The organism is Paraburkholderia caballeronis, from assembly GCF_900104845.1.
In the GTDB taxonomy this organism is placed as follows: domain Bacteria; phylum Pseudomonadota; class Gammaproteobacteria; order Burkholderiales; family Burkholderiaceae; genus Paraburkholderia; species Paraburkholderia caballeronis.
The window spans coordinates 207,780-224,333 of the sequence record NZ_FNSR01000003.1; the positions used below are offsets into that span (position 1 = coordinate 207,780).

General features: G+C 68.3%; 14 protein-coding genes. 5 read left to right on the forward strand and 9 right to left on the reverse strand.

Going from position 1 to position 16,554, the window contains the following annotated elements:
- The first annotated feature begins 248 nt into the window (after nt 1-248).
- On the forward strand, nt 249-2,570 hold the full coding sequence (locus BLV92_RS27750; protein ID WP_090551836.1) for a membrane-bound PQQ-dependent dehydrogenase, glucose/quinate/shikimate family: 2,322 nt from the start codon (nt 249-251) through the stop codon (nt 2,568-2,570).
- 112 nt (nt 2,571-2,682) lie between these two features.
- The gene (locus BLV92_RS27755; RefSeq protein WP_090551839.1) at nt 2,683-2,901 is read left to right on the forward strand and encodes a hypothetical protein; all 219 of its coding nucleotides are present in this window, start codon (nt 2,683-2,685) and stop codon (nt 2,899-2,901) included.
- A gap of 139 nt (nt 2,902-3,040) precedes the next feature.
- Here BLV92_RS27755 and BLV92_RS27760 read toward each other — a convergent pair whose 3' ends face one another.
- On the reverse strand, nt 3,041-3,877 hold the full coding sequence (locus tag BLV92_RS27760) for an SDR family oxidoreductase (protein ID WP_090551840.1): 837 nt from the start codon (nt 3,875-3,877) through the stop codon (nt 3,041-3,043).
- Between the two features lie 125 nt (nt 3,878-4,002).
- Between BLV92_RS27760 and BLV92_RS27765 the strand changes: the two genes are divergently transcribed.
- On the forward strand, nt 4,003-4,899 hold the full coding sequence (locus tag BLV92_RS27765) for a LysR family transcriptional regulator (RefSeq protein ID WP_090551843.1): 897 nt from the start codon (nt 4,003-4,005) through the stop codon (nt 4,897-4,899).
- Between the two features lie 60 nt (nt 4,900-4,959).
- Here the strand turns inward: BLV92_RS27765 and BLV92_RS27770 are convergent, their stop codons facing one another.
- Nucleotides 4,960-5,712, reverse strand: a complete 753-nt coding sequence (locus BLV92_RS27770; protein WP_090551846.1) for an SDR family oxidoreductase — start codon at nt 5,710-5,712, stop codon at nt 4,960-4,962.
- Between the two features lie 143 nt (nt 5,713-5,855).
- Here BLV92_RS27770 and BLV92_RS27775 point away from each other — a divergent pair, with 143 nt between their 5' ends.
- A complete protein-coding gene (locus tag BLV92_RS27775; RefSeq protein ID WP_090551849.1) occupies nt 5,856-6,770 on the forward strand; it encodes a LysR family transcriptional regulator in 915 nt (304 codons plus the stop codon).
- Between the two features lie 28 nt (nt 6,771-6,798).
- On the opposite strand, the gene BLV92_RS27780 is transcribed toward BLV92_RS27775, so the two are convergent.
- From BLV92_RS27780 to BLV92_RS27795, 4 genes are read right to left on the reverse strand one after another with little or no spacing between them, the layout of a single operon-like run.
- On the reverse strand, nt 6,799-7,437 hold the full coding sequence (locus tag BLV92_RS27780) for a glutathione S-transferase family protein (protein WP_090551850.1): 639 nt from the start codon (nt 7,435-7,437) through the stop codon (nt 6,799-6,801).
- 2 nt (nt 7,438-7,439) lie between these two features.
- Nucleotides 7,440-8,936 carry an efflux transporter outer membrane subunit gene (locus tag BLV92_RS27785; RefSeq protein WP_309147449.1) on the reverse strand — a complete coding sequence of 499 codons (1,497 nt, stop codon included), beginning with the start codon at nt 8,934-8,936 and terminating at the stop codon, nt 7,440-7,442.
- On the reverse strand, nt 8,933-12,070 hold the full coding sequence (locus tag BLV92_RS27790; RefSeq protein WP_090551853.1) for an efflux RND transporter permease subunit: 3,138 nt from the start codon (nt 12,068-12,070) through the stop codon (nt 8,933-8,935). Before BLV92_RS27790 ends, BLV92_RS27785 begins: the two co-directional genes overlap by 4 nt.
- 9 nt (nt 12,071-12,079) lie before the next feature.
- Entirely contained in the window at nt 12,080-13,339 is a 1,260-nt protein-coding gene (locus BLV92_RS27795) for an efflux RND transporter periplasmic adaptor subunit (protein WP_090551856.1), read from the reverse strand.
- Between the two features lie 241 nt (nt 13,340-13,580).
- Here BLV92_RS27795 and BLV92_RS27800 point away from each other — a divergent pair, with 241 nt between their 5' ends.
- Nucleotides 13,581-14,165 carry a TetR/AcrR family transcriptional regulator gene (locus tag BLV92_RS27800; protein ID WP_090551858.1) on the forward strand — a complete coding sequence of 195 codons (585 nt, stop codon included), beginning with the start codon at nt 13,581-13,583 and terminating at the stop codon, nt 14,163-14,165.
- 47 nt (nt 14,166-14,212) lie between these two features.
- On the opposite strand, the gene BLV92_RS27805 is transcribed toward BLV92_RS27800, so the two are convergent.
- From BLV92_RS27805 to BLV92_RS27815, 3 genes are all read right to left on the reverse strand, one after another.
- Nucleotides 14,213-14,917: an SDR family oxidoreductase gene (locus tag BLV92_RS27805; protein ID WP_090551861.1), complete on the reverse strand. Its 705-nt coding sequence runs from the start codon at nt 14,915-14,917 to the stop codon at nt 14,213-14,215.
- Nucleotides 14,918-15,043: 126 nt separating this feature from the next.
- Nucleotides 15,044-15,577 carry a TetR/AcrR family transcriptional regulator gene (locus tag BLV92_RS27810; protein WP_309147450.1) on the reverse strand — a complete coding sequence of 178 codons (534 nt, stop codon included), beginning with the start codon at nt 15,575-15,577 and terminating at the stop codon, nt 15,044-15,046.
- A gap of 159 nt (nt 15,578-15,736) precedes the next feature.
- Complete coding sequence (locus tag BLV92_RS27815; protein ID WP_090551867.1) at nt 15,737-16,465, reverse strand: cysteine hydrolase family protein; 729 nt, start codon at nt 16,463-16,465, stop codon at nt 15,737-15,739.
- Nucleotides 16,466-16,554 lie beyond the last annotated feature (89 nt).

Here is a 16,554-nt window from a genome sequence, read left to right on the forward strand (position 1 = left end):
AACGACGGTTTGCCCCGATGTGGTCCGGCGCGCGGTTCTGCCTGCTCGACGAACCCGGCTTCTTCATCGTCGGCATGCTGTCCTTCGTTCGCGCCACATCGCACGACCGGTTATGACGATTTGCCTGTCGCCTCGGCAACTCGCTCACGGACCGCGTGCGGCGGAACACAGAACCGCACGGTCGCCGCTAAACACGCGTCCCGCTTCCACTAAACTGATTCCCAACCATTTCCTTTCAGGAGGTTCTGGTGGATACCGCGGCCCGAGTGTTTGCCTGTCTGCTCGCGCTGGTGTCGCTCGGCCTGACCGGCGCAGGCGCGTGGCTCGTCGCCCTTGGCGGCTCGCCGTATTACGCGCTCGCGGGCGTGGCCTACGCGGGCGCGACGGTGCTCATCTGGCGGCGCTCGCCGGCCGGCGCGCATCTGGTCGGTCTCGTCGCGCTCGTCACCGTGCCGTGGGCGCTCTGGGAATCGGGCATCGACTTCTGGGGCCTGTTTTCGCGGCTGCTCACGCCGATGGCATTGGCCGCGCTCGCGTGGTTGTGCTCGCCCGCGCCGCGCGGCACGCCGGCCCGACGCCTCGCGCTCGCGCTCGGCGGCGGCGCGCTGCTGCTGTGCGTCGCCGGCTTCGGCCTCGCGTTCGCGCCGCACGACGTGATCCGTCCGGACGCGCGCCAGCAGGCCGCCTACCGGCCGGCGGCCGGCGACAATCACCCGTCCGACTGGACCGCCTATGGACGCACGACGGCGGGCCTGCGCTACGCGCCGTTCGACCAGATCAACCGCGGCAACGTCGGCCGCCTCGGGCTCGCGTGGGTCTATCGCACGCACAACCACAATCTCGGCGTCGATCAGAACACGCCGCTGCAGATCGGCAACACGCTCTACTCGTGCAATTCGAGCAACGTCGTCGCGGCGCTCGACGTGGACAGCGGCCACGCGCGCTGGGTCTTCGATCCGAACGCGAAGTCGCCGTTCTGGCAGCGGTGCCGCGGCCTCGGCTACTACAAGGCCGCGTCCGCCGCGCGGACCGAAGGTCTGTGCGCCGAACGCGTGATCGAGACCACCATCGACGCGCGGCTGATCGCCATCGACGCGAGAACCGGCCAGTTGTGCCCGGACTTCGGCGACCACGGCATCGTGCAGCTATCGCAGGGCATGGGGCCGATCAAGCCGGGCTTCTATTTCCAGACTTCGGCCCCGCTGGTCGCGCGCGACAAGATCGTGGTCGGCGGCTGGGTGCTGGACGACGAGGAAGTCGGCGAACCGTCCGGCGTGATCCGCGCGTTCAACGTGCTGACCGGTCAACTGGAATGGGCGTGGGACCTCGGCAATCCAGCGATCACGCGACTGCCGCCCGCCGGGCAGACCTACACGCGCGGCACGCCGAACATGTGGACGACGGCGGCCTACGACGACCGGCTCGGACTCGTTTATGCGCCGCTCGGCAACATGACGCCGGACTACTTCGGCGCGACGCGGCCCGCGTATGCCGACGCATACAATTCGAGCCTCGTTGCGCTCGACATCGACACCGGACGCGAGCAGTGGAAATTCCAGACCGTTCACCACGACCTGTGGGACTACGATCTGCCGTCGCAGCCCGCGTTGATCGACGTGCCGGACGGACACGGCCGGATCGTGCCGGCCGTGCTGCAGACCACCAAGCGAGGGCAGATCTTCCTGCTCGACCGCGCGACGGGAACGCCGCTCGCCGACGTGCAGGAGAAACCCGTGCCGCAGACGGGCGGCGTCCCCGAGGAGCGGCTGGCGCGCACGCAGCCCTATTCGGTCGGCATGCCGACGATCGGCGCGCAGCCCCTGACCGAAAAGCGCATGTGGGGCGTGACGATGTTCGACCAGCTGGCCTGCCGCATCCTGTTTCGCCGGGCCAGGTACGCGGGAGACTTCACGCCGGTCGGCCTGACGCCCGCCATCCAGCAGCCCGGCAACCTGGGCGGCTTCAACTGGGGAAGCGTGTCGGTGGACGTCGCGAACCGGCGCGTGTTCATGAACGACGTCCGCGTGCCGAGCGTGTTCTGGCTGATTCCGAGGAAGGACTATCCGAGGCTGTCGGCGAAGATCGCCGGCGACGGCGCGGGCCACGGCCCGTCGCCGCAATCCGGCACTCCGTACGGACTGGCGGCCGAGTTGTGGATGTCGCCGGCCGGCATTCCGTGTGCGCAGCCGCCGTTCGGCACGATCACCGCAATCGACATGAACACGCGGCAGGTCGCGTGGCAGGTGCCGGCCGGCACCGCCGAGCAGCTCGGCCCGTTTCGCATCAAGCTGCATCTGCCGCTCACGACCGGCGCGCCGACCTACGCCGGCACCAGCGCGACGGCCGGCGGCCTCGTGTTCTTCGCGGGCAGCCAGGACTACTATCTGCGCGCGTACGACGAGGCGACCGGCGACGAACTGTGGAAGTACCCGCTGCCGGTCGGCGCGAGCGCGACGCCGATGACCTACGTGTCGCCGGTTTCGCAGCGGCAGTACGTCGTCGTTTCGGTCGGCGGGGCCGCGCACTCCAGGGACCAGGGGGACTACCTGATGGCGTTCGCGCTGAACTGAATCAAACGGCGGTCACGGCTACGGTCATGACGGACGGCGGGTTCGCGCGCCCGCGCCGGCGTCCCATGCTATCGTCGCGTCTGCATCAGAAAGCATCGCGAGGGAGCGCACGATGGACCGCATCTTTATGACCCGGGAGGAAGCCATTCATCTCCTGCTCGAAGCGCACAAGGCCGCTTCGGGTCAGGGCGTGGCATCGGACAGTCCCGACGACGACGCGTTTGGACAACTCCACACGATCGACCGGCTGCTGCTCGACGTTCGCGCGGGCCGGGTCGACGAGTTTCACTTCGGCGAAGACAGCGCCGCGCAGATCACGATCACCGACTGAGCGGACGGCGCTGCGCATCGCAGACGGCCGATGCGACCGTGCCGCGACAACCGTTCCTTGGCGACCGCCATAAACGACGCTTCGTTTTCAGTCTCTCCGAACCGGACGCGCGCCCGCCATATCGCGCAAACGACACCGTTCAATCCTCGAAATCCGTCGCCGTCGCAATGTCCTTTTGCGCGTCCAGTTCGGCCAGCCGTTCGGTCAACGCCTGCCTGATGTTCGCGTAAGCGTCGCTGCCCAACGCGAGGCGCTTCGGCGCCGGATTGCGGTCGGCGGAATCGATCATCGCGCGCGCCATCTTCGCCGGATCGCCCGGCTGGCTCCTGAAGCCCGGCTCGATCAACCGGCGCACCGCGCCGGCGGGCGTGTCCGCGTAGGCGTCCAGCGCCGGCGAAAGCTCCGCGCTGCGAGCGGCGAAGTCCGTGCGCGCGCTGCCCGGCTCGACGATCGTCACCTGGATGCCGAACGGCGCGACGTCCAGCATCGTCGACTCGAAGAACCCTTCGACCGCCCATTTCGACGCGTGATAGAGCGACAGCCCCGGCATGGCCCACTGCCCGCCCATGCTCGACAACTGCATGATCCGGCCGCCGCGCTGCGCGCGCAGATGCGGCAGCGCCGCGCGCACCACCTGGATGGAGCCGATCACGTTGGTGTTCAACTGGCGGACGATCTGCTCGTCCGTCAACTCCTCCGCCGCGCCGACCAGCCCGTACCCCGCGTTGTTCACGACGACGTCGATGCGCCCGAAGTGCGCGAACGCCTGATCGACGACGCGGCGCACAGCCGGCGTATCGGTCACGTCGAGCGGCGCGAGCCAGAACCGGTCGCCGTGAGCCGCGCGCAGACCGGCGAGCGAATCCGGGTTGCGCGCGGTGCCGGCGACGCGCTCGCCGCGTTCGAAAAGCTGTTCGGCCATCAGCCGGCCAAGGCCGCTGCTGACGCCGGTAATGAACCATGTACGCACTGCCATGCCGCTCTCCTGTTTCGCCGCGTGCGGCCCATGCCGCACGTCGGACGCAAGGTTACGCCCGCGCATTACCCGGATAAACCCGATAAGATCGGATGGGCCTTCAACCACAGGTTCATAATCGCCGGATGGATAAGGATCAACTCGACGGCCTGCTGCCGTTTCTCGCGGTGGCCGAGCACCTGAGCTTCACGCGCGCCGCGCGCGCGCTGAACGTGTCGCCGACCGCCGTCAGCAAGTCCGTGCAGCAGCTCGAACGCCGCTACGGCGTCACGCTGTTCCAGCGGACGACGCGCAGCGTGGTGCTGACGGAACCGGGTGCCGCGCTGTTCCAGCGCGTGCGCCACGCGGTTTCCGACATCAACGACGCGCTCGCGGGGCTGTCCGACTATCAGACCCGCCCGACCGGCACGCTGCGCCTGACGATGTCGCGCATGACGATGATGCTGCTCGTCGAACCGGTGCTGCCCGAGTTCCGCGAAAGATATCCGGACGTGACGCTCGAACTGTCGCTCAGCGAAGGCGCCGTCGATCTCGCGAGCGGGCGCTACGACGCGGGCATCCGGCTGGAGGAGACCGTCGAGAAGGACATGGCGACGGTCCGGCTGACGCCGGCGCTCCGCTGGTCGGTGGTCGGCTCGCCGGAATATTTCGCGAGAATGGGCCGGCCGCGCAAGCCCGAAGACCTGACCGCTCACGAAGGTCTCGTCTATCGCTTCGTCACGTCGGGACAGCGGCATCGCTGGGAATTCACGCGGCGCGGCCGCGACGTCACGGTCGACGTGCCGGGCCGGATCGTCGTCAACGATCGCAGTTCGCTGCTCGCGCTCGCGCGCCGGGGCCTCGGCCTCGCCTACGTGGCCGACCTCGAAGCGGCCGGGGACCTCGCCGCGGGCCGCCTCGAACCGGTGCTGCGCGACCACATCCGGCCGACCGCCGGCGTGCATCTCTACTTCCCGTCGCGCGCGCAGATGCAGCCCGCGCTGCGCGCGTTCATCGACACGCTCCGTCAACGCAGAGCGTGACCGATGCCGGCGCGGGTCGGCGCGGGTCGGCGCGGGTCGGCGTCGGTCGGCGTCGGTCGGTCAACCGTTCAGCATGCGGCCGCCATCGACGACGATCTCGGACCCGACCGTCCACTTCGACTCGTCGGACGCGAGATACACCACCGCCTTCGCGACTTCTTCCGGCGTGCCGAAGCGCCCGGACGGAATGGTCGCGACGATGTCGCGGTTCACCTGCTCGCGATATGCGTCCGGAATGCCAAGCTTGTCGTACAGCGGCGTATCGACCGGGCCGGGACTGACGGCGTTGACGCGGATGCCGCGGCCGAGCAGTTCGCCGGAGAGCGTCTTCGACAGGCTCAGCAGCGCCGCCTTGGTCGCCGCATAGACCGACGAGCGCGCCGCGCCGACGTGCGCATTGATGGACGTGTTGAGCACCACCGAAGCCGGATTCGCGAACACCGGCAGCAGCGCCTGGAGCAGAAAATACGGCCCCTTCACGTTGATGCCGAACGAGCGGTCGAACATCGCTTCCGTCCACTCCTCGACCGGCACCCAGACCGACACGCCCGCATTGACGAACGCGACGTCGAGCTGGCCGTAGTGATCGGCGACGGCCTGCGCGAGTCGCTGCTGCGCGCCGACGTCCGCGGAATCGGCGCGCAGCACCAGCACGTCGCTGCCGAGTTCGGCCCGCGCGCGCTCGATGCTGTCCGGATGGTTGCCGGTGACGACGACGCGCGCTCCCCCGGCGAGAAACTGCCGGGCCGTTTCGAGGCCGATACCGCTGGTGCCGCCGGTGATCAGCGTGCGTTTTCCGTGTAGACGGGACATGGACATTCTCCTTGACGGGTGACGAAGGGCGAACGGCGTGACCGTTCGCCCGCCAGGCCAGAATCATCCATCTATGGCTGCGGCAGCATAAGACGGCCCATCCGTATATATTTCATGCCTTGGTCGCATGAATGGAGACACGTATGGACCGCTTCCTGCTGATGACCTGCTTTGCGCGCGCGGTGGAGACGGGGAGTTTTTCGGCGGCGGGGCGCGACCTCGGGCTGGGACAGCCGAACGTGAGCCGCTATGTGGCCGCGCTCGAAGACCATCTGCACGCGCGGCTGCTGCAACGGTCCACGCGCCGGCTGTCGCTGACGCCGGAAGGCGAGCGTTATTACGCGGAAGTGCGGCGGATTCTCGATGCCGTGGACGACGCCGAGTCGTCGTTCCGCGGCGACGCCGCGCCGGCCGGCCTGTTGCGCGTCGCGTGTCCGACCGCCTTGGCGCACGCGTTCGTGCTGCCGACGGTGCCGGACTTTCTCGCGCGTTATCCGGGCCTCGAACTCGATCTGCAGATCGGCGACCGTTACGTGAACCTGATCGACGAAGGCGCCGAACTCGCGATCCGCATCGGTCATCTCGAAGACAGCGCGCTGCGCGCGCGACGGATCGGCCTGTTCGAGCGGGTCTGCGTCGCGAGCCGCGACTATCTCGCCCGCCATGCCGCGCCGCTCGTGCCCGACGATCTGCGAAAGCACGACTGCATCGTCTATACGCTGCTGTCGTCGGGCCATACATGGCGGTTCCGCGACCAGGACGTGCCGGTTTCCGGACGACTGCGCGTGAACTCGCCGCAGGCGGCTCAGGAAGCGGTCGGAGCGGGCATCGGCATCGCGCACGGGCCGCGCTGGCTGTTCGAGGGCGGCCTGAAGGACGGCAGCCTCGAACTGCTGTTGAGCGGGTATGCGGCGCCGCCGGTGCCGATCCAGATCCTGTACGTGGCGAACCGTCTGCTGCCGAAGCGGGCCATCGCGTTCATCGAATTCATCGCGCGGGAGTTCGCGACGATCCCCGCGTTGAACGTGGACGCAGCGGCGCCGTTCCGGCAACGATGATGGCCCGTCACCGACCTGCCTCGTCCGTTCAAGCCGGGTCCGTAGCAAACGCGCGATAACCGCGCGCGACCGCCGGCCTCGCCGCGACGTCGCGAAGCCAGCGCGCGAGGTTCGGCAAGACCGGCTCGCCTAGCGTCGCCGACATCGCGTTCACGATCGTGAACGCGGCGATATCGGCAATCGTAAAGCGGTCGCCCGCGACGAACGGCGACCGCTCCAGGAAACGCTCCGCTTCGGCCAGACGATGCGCGGCGCGCGACTCCAGCGCCGCCGCCGCCTCGGGCATCCGCTTGTGCTTCAGGTAGAACGCGGCATGCCCCGGAGCGATCACGTCCGTCACGAAGAAGAAAAACCGTTCGAACGCGACCGCCCGCTGCGCCGGATCGTCGGCCGGCAACAGACTGCCGGGCGACTGTTCCGCCGCATACAGCACGATCGCATTCGACTGCGACAGCACCAGCGGCGCGTCGGCGTCGTTGCGATCGACCAGGACCGGAACCTTGCCCGCCGGATTCAGCGCGCGGAACGACGCTTGCCGCTGCTCGCCGCGCGCAAGATCCACGTGCCGGACCGCGTATCGCACGCCGGCCTCTTCGAGCGCGATCGCGGCGCGAATGCAGTTGCCGGTCTGCGCCCCGTACAGTTCAACGTCGACGCGTGTTTCCATCGTCAGCCTCCCGCCGCCGCGACTTCGTTCGCGCCGGGCGGCGACACGTCCCAGCCGCCGCCGAGCGCGCGGAACGCGCTCACCGCGGCGCGGGCCGCATCGGCGCGGCCGGCGTCCAGTTGATCCCGCGCGACGAGCAACTCGCGGTTCGCGTCGAGCACGTCCGTCAACGGGATCGCGCCGGCCTCGTACGCGCGCTGGGACAGATCGCGCGCGCGGACCAGCGCATCGACCTGGCCTTGCAGTTCGGCCACGTGGACTTCCGTTTCGGACAGCAGGCTCAGCGCATCCTCGACGTCCTCGGCGGCCTTGAGCACGGCCAGCCGGTATTGCGCGAGCGCCTCGGCGTTCGCGCCGTGCGCCTGCGCGACCTCCGCGTCGATCTTGCCGAAATCGAACAGACGCCACCTCAACGCGCCGGCGCCGGTCGCCTGGAACGCGTTCGACGTCAGGAAGTGGCCGACGTTCAGGCTGTCGAAACCGAGCGCGCCGGACAGCGAAATCTTCGGGTAGTAGTCCGAGATCGCTTCGCCGATGCGTTCGCTGGAAGCCGCCAGCCGGCGTTCGGCCGCCCTCACGTCGGGCCGGCGCCGGAGCACGTCGAGCGGCTGGTTGTCCGCGCCGATCGCCGGCACGGCCGGAATCTCGCCCGGCTGCGCCAGGTCCGCGGCATAGGTGCCGGGCTGCGCGCCCATCAGCACGTCGAGCCGGTTGAGCTGCGATTCGAGACCCGCGCGCAGCGGCGGGATCGACGCCTGAGCGCCCCGCAGCAGCGCTTCGGCCTGCGCCACCTCCCGCCCGTCGGCCTGCCCCGCCTGGTAACGCGCGCGCACGAGGTCCAGCAGATGCGCATCCGTGCCGACCTGCTGCCGCGCCACGGCGAGCCGCGCCTGATAACCGCGAATCTGCAGATACGCGTCGGCCGCGTCCGCCGCAACCGTGATGCGGGTGCCGGCGCGCTCGGCCTGCGCCGCCTGCATCTCGTCGGTGGCCGCCTGCGCGCCGCGCCGCAATCCGCCGAACAGATCGATTTCCCAACTGGCGGACGGCCCCAGCGTGTACTCCCGCTGGCCGCGCGTATAGCCCGGGAAGTTTCTCGCCAGCGAGCCGAGCGGCCCCTCGACGCTCTGATGCGCGGCCGTCGCCGACGTACCGAAATCGACGCTCGGCAGCAGTTCGGCGCCCGCGCCCGATGCGGCGGCGCGCGCCTGCTGGACCCGCGCGAAGGCGGCGGCAACGTCGAGGTTCTGCGCGAGCGCGCGCTGCACGAGGGTCACCAGCATCGGGTCGTGAAAGCCGGTCCACCACTGGTCGAGCGGCGGTGCCGGCAGCGCGGCCCGACGCGCCGACACCGCGCCGAGGTTGTGAAACGGCGCCAGCCCGGCACTGGGCGCGACGTAATCCGGGCCGACCGCGCAGCCGGACAGCGCCACGGCCAGCATCCATGCGGCGGCGGCACCCGTGCGGGCTCTTGCCCGCGAACGAATCGAAGGCATCATGCACGCTCCTTGTGGCCGAGCCGGCGCACGATCGTATAAAAGGCCGGCGTAAAGACGAGACCGAAGCAGGTCACGCCGATCATCCCGAACAGCACCGCCGTCCCCAGCGATTGCCGCATCTCCGCGCCCGCGCCCGTTGCGATCGCGAGCGGCACGACGCCGAGGATGAACGCGAACGACGTCATCAGGATCGGGCGCAGCCGGGTGCGCGCCGCGTGCACGGCGGCGTCGCCGGCCGTCACGCCGTCGTCGTCCTGGCGCTGCCGCGCGAACTCCACGATCAGGATCGCGTTTTTCGCCGCCAGCCCCACCAGCACGACGAAGCCGATCTGCGCGAGGATGTCGATCGGCATGCCGCGCGCGTCGAGCCCGATGACCGACGCGAGCAGGCACATCGGCACGATCAGCACGATCGACAGCGGCAGACGCCAGCTTTCGTATTGCGCGACCAGCACGAGGAACACGAACAGCGCGGCCGCCGCGAAGATGACGAGCGTCGGCGTGCCGCGCTGCTGTTGCTGGTACGCGAGGTCGGTCCATTCGAACGCGACGCCCTTCGGCAGCACCTGCTGCGCGAGTTCCTCCATCCGCTTGAGCGCCGTGCCGGACGCGACGCCGGGGGCCGCCGCGCCGAGCACCTCCGCCGCCGGGAACAGGTTGTAGCGCGGCACGCGATACGGCGCCGTGACGCTGCGGAACTGCGCGACGGTCCCGACCGGCACCATTTCGCCGGCGGCGTTGCGCGCCTTGAGCCGCGCGATGTCGTCCGGCGTCTGCCGGAACGGCCCGTCCGCCTGCACGATCACCTGATAGGTCCGGCCGAGGTAATTGAAGTCGTTCACGTACTGCGAGCCCAGATAGACCTGCAATGTCGAGAACACGTCGGTCGGCGTCAGCCCCACCTTCTCCGCCTTCAGGCGGTCGATGTCCGTGTAGACCGACGGCGAACCCGCGTTGTACAGCGTGAACACACCGGCGAACGCGGGGTCGCGGTTCGCCGCCGCGACCAGCGCGTTGGCCGCCTTCGCGAGCGCGTCGGGGCCGAGCCCTTCGCGGTCCTCCAGCATCATCTTGAAACCGCCGGTGCTGCCGAGCCCCTGCACCGGCGGCGGCTGGATCACGAGCACGCGCGCATCGCGGATCACCGACAGCCGCTGGCGCAGCGTCGCCAGCACCGACGCGGCGGTCACGCCCGGAATCTCGTGGTTGTACAGCGAAGGCAGGCCGACGAAGATCGTGCCGCCGTTCGACGCGTTCGTGGTCGTCGTCGCGTCGAGCCCGACGAACGGCGCGATGTGCTCGATGCCCGGCGTCTTGCCGATGATGGCGGCCGCCTCCAGCACGACCTTTTCCGTGCGCGCGAGCGTGGCGCCCGGCGGCAACTGGACGAGCGTGATCAGCAGCCCCTGGTCCTGCTCGGGGATGAAGCCGGTCGTCGCCCGCGAGAACAGCACGCCCGTCGCGGCGATCAGCCCGACGTACACGACGAGGACCACCGACGCCGCGCGCACGAGCCGCCGCGTCAGGTTCCCGTAACCGGTCGACACCCGGTCGAAGCCGCGATTGAAGCGCGAAAAACCGCGGTCGAGCCAGCCGGCGATGCCGGCGCGCGGCGCGTCGTGCTGGTAGTGCGGCCGGAACAGCACCGCGCACAGCGATGGACTGAGCGTCAGCGACACGAAACACGAGATCACCGTGGACGCCGCGATCGTCACCGCGAACTGCTTGAAGAACAGCCCCGAGATGCCGGAGATGAACGCCGACGGCACGAAGACGGCGCACAGCGTCAGCGCGATCGCGATCAGCGCGCCGCCGACCTCGTCCATGGTCCGGTGCGCCGCCTCGCGCGGCGACATGCCGGCGCGCATGTTGCGCTCGACGTTCTCGACCACGACGATCGCGTCGTCGACCACGATCCCGACCGCGAGCACCAGCCCGAACAGCGACAGGTTGTTGATCGAGATGCCGAGCGCCTTCAGGATCATGAACGTGCCGACGAGCGACACCGGAATCGCCACGACCGGGATGATCGTCGCGCGCCACGTCTGCAGGAACACGAACACCACGCCGACCACCAGCACGATCGCGATGAAGATCGTCGTGATCACTTCGTCCACCGACTTGCCGACGAAGTGCGTCGGGTCGTAGATGATCTCGTAGTCCATGCCCTGCGGGAAGCTTTCCTTCAGCTCCTTCATCTTCGCGATGACTTCGTGCTCGACGGTCAGCGCGTTCGCCCCCGGCTCCGCGTAGATCAGCAGCGGCGCGGACGGCGTCAGGTCCTTGTACGCGGACGAGCTGTAGTCCGCCGCGCCCAGCTCGACGCGGCCGATGTCGCGCACGCGGGTGACGCGCCCCGCGCCGTCCGACTTCACGACGATGTCCGCGAACTGGTCGGGCGTCAGCAGCCGGCCGAGCGTCTCGACGTTGATCTGATAACCGGCGTCGCCGGGCGTCGGCGGCTGGTTCAGCACGCCGGCGGAAACCTGCACGTTCTGCGCGCGCAGCGCCGCCAGCACTTCGCCGCCGGTCACGTCGCGGGTCGCCGCCTTGTCCGGGTCGAGCCAGATCCGCATCGCGTACTGGCGCTCGCCCTGGAACTGGACGTCCGCGACGCCGGGCAGGCGCGCCAGCACGTCCTTCACGCGTAGCGTGATGTAGTTCGACTGATAGAGCAGATCCCGCGAGCGGTCAGGCGAATACGAATGCACCGCGAGCAGGATCGCGGGCGTCGTTTTCCGCACCTGCACGCCCTGGCGCTGCACGTCGTCGGGCAGGCGGGACAACGCGTCCTGCACGCGGTTCTGCGTGAGCATCTGCGCGACGTTCAGGTCGGTCCCGATGCGGAACGTGACGGTGATCGTCAGACGGCCGTCGCCGGTCGACTGGCTGCTCAGGTACAGCATGTTCTCGACGCCGTTGATCTGCTGTTCGAGCGGCGTCGCGACGGTGCGCGCGATCGTTTCGGCCGACGCGCCGGGATAGGACGTCGTCACCTGCACGGTCGGCGGCACGATCTCCGGATACTGGGTGACCGGCAGCAGCGCGAGCGCGGCGAGGCCGAACAGCGCGACGAAGATGTTCAGCACCGCGGCAAAGCGCGGATGGTCGATGAAGAAATGAGTCAGGCGCATGATCCGGGCTCACTCCTCGCGCGGCGCGGACGCAAAGCGGATCTCGCCGTTCGTCGGCTTGACCTTGCCGCCGGGCATCGCATACGGCAGGCCGTCGACGATCACCCGGTCGGATGGAGCCAGGCCCGCGCGAATGACGCGCAGCCCGCCGCGCAGGTCGCCCACCTGTACCGGCTTCGGCACGACGGTGCCGTCCGGCGCGACGGTCATCACCACGTGCTCGGACTGATCCGGCAGCACGGCCGCGTCGGGCACGAGCAGCGTCGGCACCGGCGTGGACAGCGTCAGGCGAACCCGCGCGAACTCGCCGGGCGTCAACTGGAGATCGGGGTTCGGCACCGTGGCGCGCGCATGGATGGTGCCGCTCGAACGGTCCAGCGCGTTGTCGACGAAGTCGAGCGTGCCGCGCCGGGTGAAGTCCTTGTCGGCCGCGAGCGCGACATCGACGCCGCTCGCGAGCGGGCCTTTCTGCGCGGCGCGTTCGCGCAGGAACGTCGCGTAGTCGGCCTCGCTCATGTCGAAGTCGAGATACACGGGATCGAGCGACACGATCGTCGCGAGCAGCGTCGTCGGGCTCGTCGCGGCGCGGCTCCCCGCGATCAGGTTGCCGACCGACACGAGGTGCGTGCCGATGCGGCCGGTGAACGGCGCGCTCACGCGGCAGTGGTCCAGATCGAAACGCGCGTCGCGAATCCGGGCCTTCGCGTCGTCCACCGCCGCCTCGGCGGCGCGCTGGTCCGACGCGCGCTGATCGACGTTCTCCTGGCTTCCCGCGTCGCTGCGTTTGAGCGTTTCCGCGCGGGTCAGCTCGCGGCTCGCCAGTTCGAGACGGGCCGTCGCGCTTTCGAGTTGCGCATTCGCCTGCGCGAGCCGGATTTCATAGGGCTCCGGATCGATGACGAACAACAGGTCGCCCTTGTGGACGACGTCGCCGTCCTTGAAGCGGATCTCCTTCAGCGTACCGCCGACCTGCGCGCGGATTTCCACGTGATCGACTGCGGAGAACTGCCCGAGAAACCCGAGCCGCGCCGCCAGATCGCGCTGCAACGGCGCACTGACCACCACCTGCGGCAAACCGGGGCCGCCGGGTCCCGCACTGTCGCCGCCGGCGTGCGACGACCACCGCCACCCCGCTCCGCCGACGATCAATGCGGCCACGATCAGCGCGATCCACGTGCCGGTCCGTCCGCGTGCGGTTCCCTGCCTGACCAGCACGCCGGCATCGACGCCGTCGCTCGCTGTACCCACTTCTTCCTGTTTTCCAGTCATGTCCTGCCTCGGCGCGCGGTTTCGGAGTCGTGCTGGACAGAGCGAAGCCGACCCGGTTATGCGCGGCGGCAGACACGTCTTTCCGTCGATCCGGAGAACCGTTGTTTTAGATGATCAACATCATCTAAAGATACAGACTGGCATTATGGCGGTCAAGGGATAGTCCTATATTTAAGATGATGTTCGACATCAATATCGATGTCGGCTACCATCGAAGCGGATACTTGCGAGCGAACGAACCGTGAAGAAATCGAGAAGCGAAGTCGCGCAAACGCGCAAACGGATCGTCGAAGTGGCGTCGGAGGAGATCCGGCGCAACGGCATTCAGGCGACCGTGCTCGCCGACGTGATGGCGAAAGCGGGCCTCACGCACGGCGGCTTCTACCGGCACTTCGAATCGAAGGACCAGCTGGTGGCGGAGGCGTGCGCGTCCGGCATGGCGGTGATACTCGACGCGGCCGCGGCAGCAGCCGAATCCGCCGCGGCCGAAGGCGACAACAAGGCGGCGTTCAGGTCGATCGTCGAACGTTATCTGTCCGCCGAGCACCGCGACAACCCGACCGGCGGCTGCGTGCTGGCCGGGCTGGGCAGCGAACTGGCGCGCGCGGACGAACCGGCGCGCGCCGCCGCTTCCGGCGCGTTTTCGGAACTCGTCGACGTGATGGCGAAACGCATCCGGCGGCGCAATCCCGAGGCCGCGCGATCGGACGCCGTGTTCGCGCTGTCGGCGATGATCGGCGCGATCACGATGTCGCGCGTGATGACCGACCCGGCACTGTCCGACTCCATCCTGCAGGACGTGAAGCGGCATCTCGATGCGATGTAGGCGACGCGTGCAGATGCACGCGTCGTACTACGCGCCAGTGATGCAACTCAGGCCGCCGTCACGTCCGTCAGGTAGACGCCGTGCGACAGCCCCTGCTTGACCTGGCGGCTGGCTTCGTCGGCCGCGACTTCTTCCGCGCCGGCTTCGATCGCGTCATACGATGCGCGCACCACGTCCTCGGGACGCGCCTTCGGCACATCGAGGCCCTGGGTCAGGTCGGTGTCGATGAAACCCGCATGGAAACCGACGACCTGCGTGCCCTGCGCCTTCAGCTCGATGCGCAGCGTGTTGGTCAGCGACCAGGCGGCTGCCTTGGTCACGCCGTAGGTGCCGAGCAGCGGCGTGCTGATCCAGCTCACCACCGACAGCACGTTGAGCAGCGCGCCGCCGCCGTTCGCGCCGAGAATGCCGGCAAACGCGCGGCTCGTGTTGACGATGCCGAACAGGTTGGTTTCCAGTTGCTCGCGCAGTTGCGGCACCGGATCGCCTTCGGTGAACGCACCGATACGCGCGATGCCGGCATTGTTGATCAACAGCGTGACGTCCTTGCACTGCGCGGCCGCCGCGGCGACTTCGTCGGCCTGGGTGACGTCCAGCTTGACCGGAATGACGCCCGGCAGCTTGACCGTTGACGGGTCGCGCGCGCCCGCATAGACCTTCGACGCGCCGCGCGCGAGCGCCTGCCGCGCGAACTCAAGGCCGAGGCCGCGATTTGCGCCGGTAACGAAAACGACTGCACCTTCAATCTTCATGACATCTCCTTTCACGCATTGCGTTCACGATTTCAATATGATGGTCATCATATTTTTAAGCGAAGCGAACCCGGCTTGATGCGACGGCGGCCGGGGTGCGCCACGCGTTGCCGCCGGCGCGCCCGGCTACGTGTCGTAGCGCGCCAGCAATTCGTCCTTCGTTTGCGCGAGCACGGCGCGCCCTTCGTCGGTGTCGCCGAACGCCCGCGCCAGCTGCACCGCGCCCGACAGCGCGCCGACCACCGCCCATGCGGCGGCCGGCGGCGCGTGGGCGGGCAACGTCCGTTCGACGAGGCCGTGCATCCTCTTGAGGATGTGGCGCGACGCGCCCCGCACCTCCGGAGCCTGCCTCGGCATCTCCGCGCACAACGCGGGCATCGGACAGCCCTGCTCGCAGTCGTCGATGTGCTGCGGCGACAGATACGCCTCCACGAGCGCACGAAACGCGCTCATGCCCTGCGCCTGAAGCTGCGGCATGGCCGCCTCGATGCGGGCGATGCTGTCGAGGCTCGCGGCCTCTATCGCTTCGGCCAGCAGCGCGTCGCGCGAATCGAAGTGCGCATAAAAACCGCCGTGCGTGAGCCCCGCGCTCTTCATCACGTCGGCCACGCCGACGCCGGTGAAGCCGTCGCGACGCAACACGCGCGAAGCGGACTGCACGATACGTTCGTGGGAAAGGGCCTTGCGGCCAGCGGGTGTCTTCATGGGCTGGATTATACCCATAATATGATGATCGTCATATTTTTTCTCGACACGATCTAACCTGGGCGCGAGAGGAACGGAAACCGGCCGTACCTTCCACCGGCCGGTTTTTCCCCATCAAGCCGCCAGTTGCCTGACGGTCTGTTCGGTCGTCCACAGCGCATGAGCAAGAAAACGATAGTTGACGAGCGCCGCCAGATAACCGTCGCCTTCGGGTACGCGCGGCCCCGCCGTGGCGTCGCGCACCACGACGACCTCGAAACCCTGCTCGATCAGTTCGCGAAGGTGCGACTCGATACAGAGGTTCGCCGCCATGCCCGCGAGGATCACCTGCGACACGCCCTGCTTGCGCAGTTGCAGCACGAGGTCGTTGGTCTCCGGGCCGTACACCTTGTGCGGCGACGCGACGATCGTTTTGCCATCCAGAATATACGGCTTGTATTGCTCCAGAAAATCGGCTCCCGAGCCGTCGAAACCGTCCATCGTGGTCGGCCCCTTGCGGTCGAACATGCCGATGTCGTGCATCACCTTCTCAAGCGGCCCGCCGAAGTGCCATGCGTGATCGCACGGATAGTAGTAGTGCGGCGACACCGCGACCGTGATCTCCGCGGCCTTCGACGCCTTGAACAACGCGTCGAGGTTGGCCACCGTGTTGTTCTCTGTGATGCTCTCGCCGAAGAACGGCCAGCTGACGCCGCTCGGGCTCAGGAAATCGTTCTGCGGATCGATGACGACCAGCGCCGCCTTCGTCCGGTCGAGCCGAAAGCCCGTTCCGGGCAACGCCGGGTTGGACGGGTCCGCGTAGGGGCCGGCTTGCGCTGCGTCCCTGTGATTTTCGCTGCTCATGTGATCCTCTTTCCGTTGGAGACCTGCTACGCAAAACGGTGGACACGGCTCGCGCCACGCGCACCGGACAATTAATATATGACCAGTCG

Coding starts and splice junctions, on each gene's coding strand:
- BLV92_RS27770 (WP_090551846.1), bottom strand. CDS start 5,712: ATGTCCCGTCTACACGGAAAACGCACGCTGATCACCGGCGGCACCAGC.
- BLV92_RS27790 (WP_090551853.1), bottom strand. CDS start 12,070: ATGCGCCTGACTCATTTCTTCATCGACCATCCGCGCTTTGCCGCGGTG.
- BLV92_RS27795 (WP_090551856.1), bottom strand. CDS start 13,339: ATGACTGGAAAACAGGAAGAAGTGGGTACAGCGAGCGACGGCGTCGAT.
- BLV92_RS27815 (WP_090551867.1), bottom strand. CDS start 16,465: ATGAGCAGCGAAAATCACAGGGACGCAGCGCAAGCCGGCCCCTACGCG.
- BLV92_RS27765 (WP_090551843.1), top strand. CDS start 4,003: ATGGATAAGGATCAACTCGACGGCCTGCTGCCGTTTCTCGCGGTGGCC.
- BLV92_RS27755 (WP_090551839.1), top strand. CDS start 2,683: ATGGACCGCATCTTTATGACCCGGGAGGAAGCCATTCATCTCCTGCTC.
- BLV92_RS27785 (WP_309147449.1), bottom strand. CDS start 8,936: ATGATGCCTTCGATTCGTTCGCGGGCAAGAGCCCGCACGGGTGCCGCC.
- BLV92_RS27775 (WP_090551849.1), top strand. CDS start 5,856: ATGGACCGCTTCCTGCTGATGACCTGCTTTGCGCGCGCGGTGGAGACG.
- BLV92_RS27780 (WP_090551850.1), bottom strand. CDS start 7,437: ATGGAAACACGCGTCGACGTTGAACTGTACGGGGCGCAGACCGGCAAC.
- BLV92_RS27760 (WP_090551840.1), bottom strand. CDS start 3,877: ATGGCAGTGCGTACATGGTTCATTACCGGCGTCAGCAGCGGCCTTGGC.
- BLV92_RS27805 (WP_090551861.1), bottom strand. CDS start 14,917: ATGAAGATTGAAGGTGCAGTCGTTTTCGTTACCGGCGCAAATCGCGGC.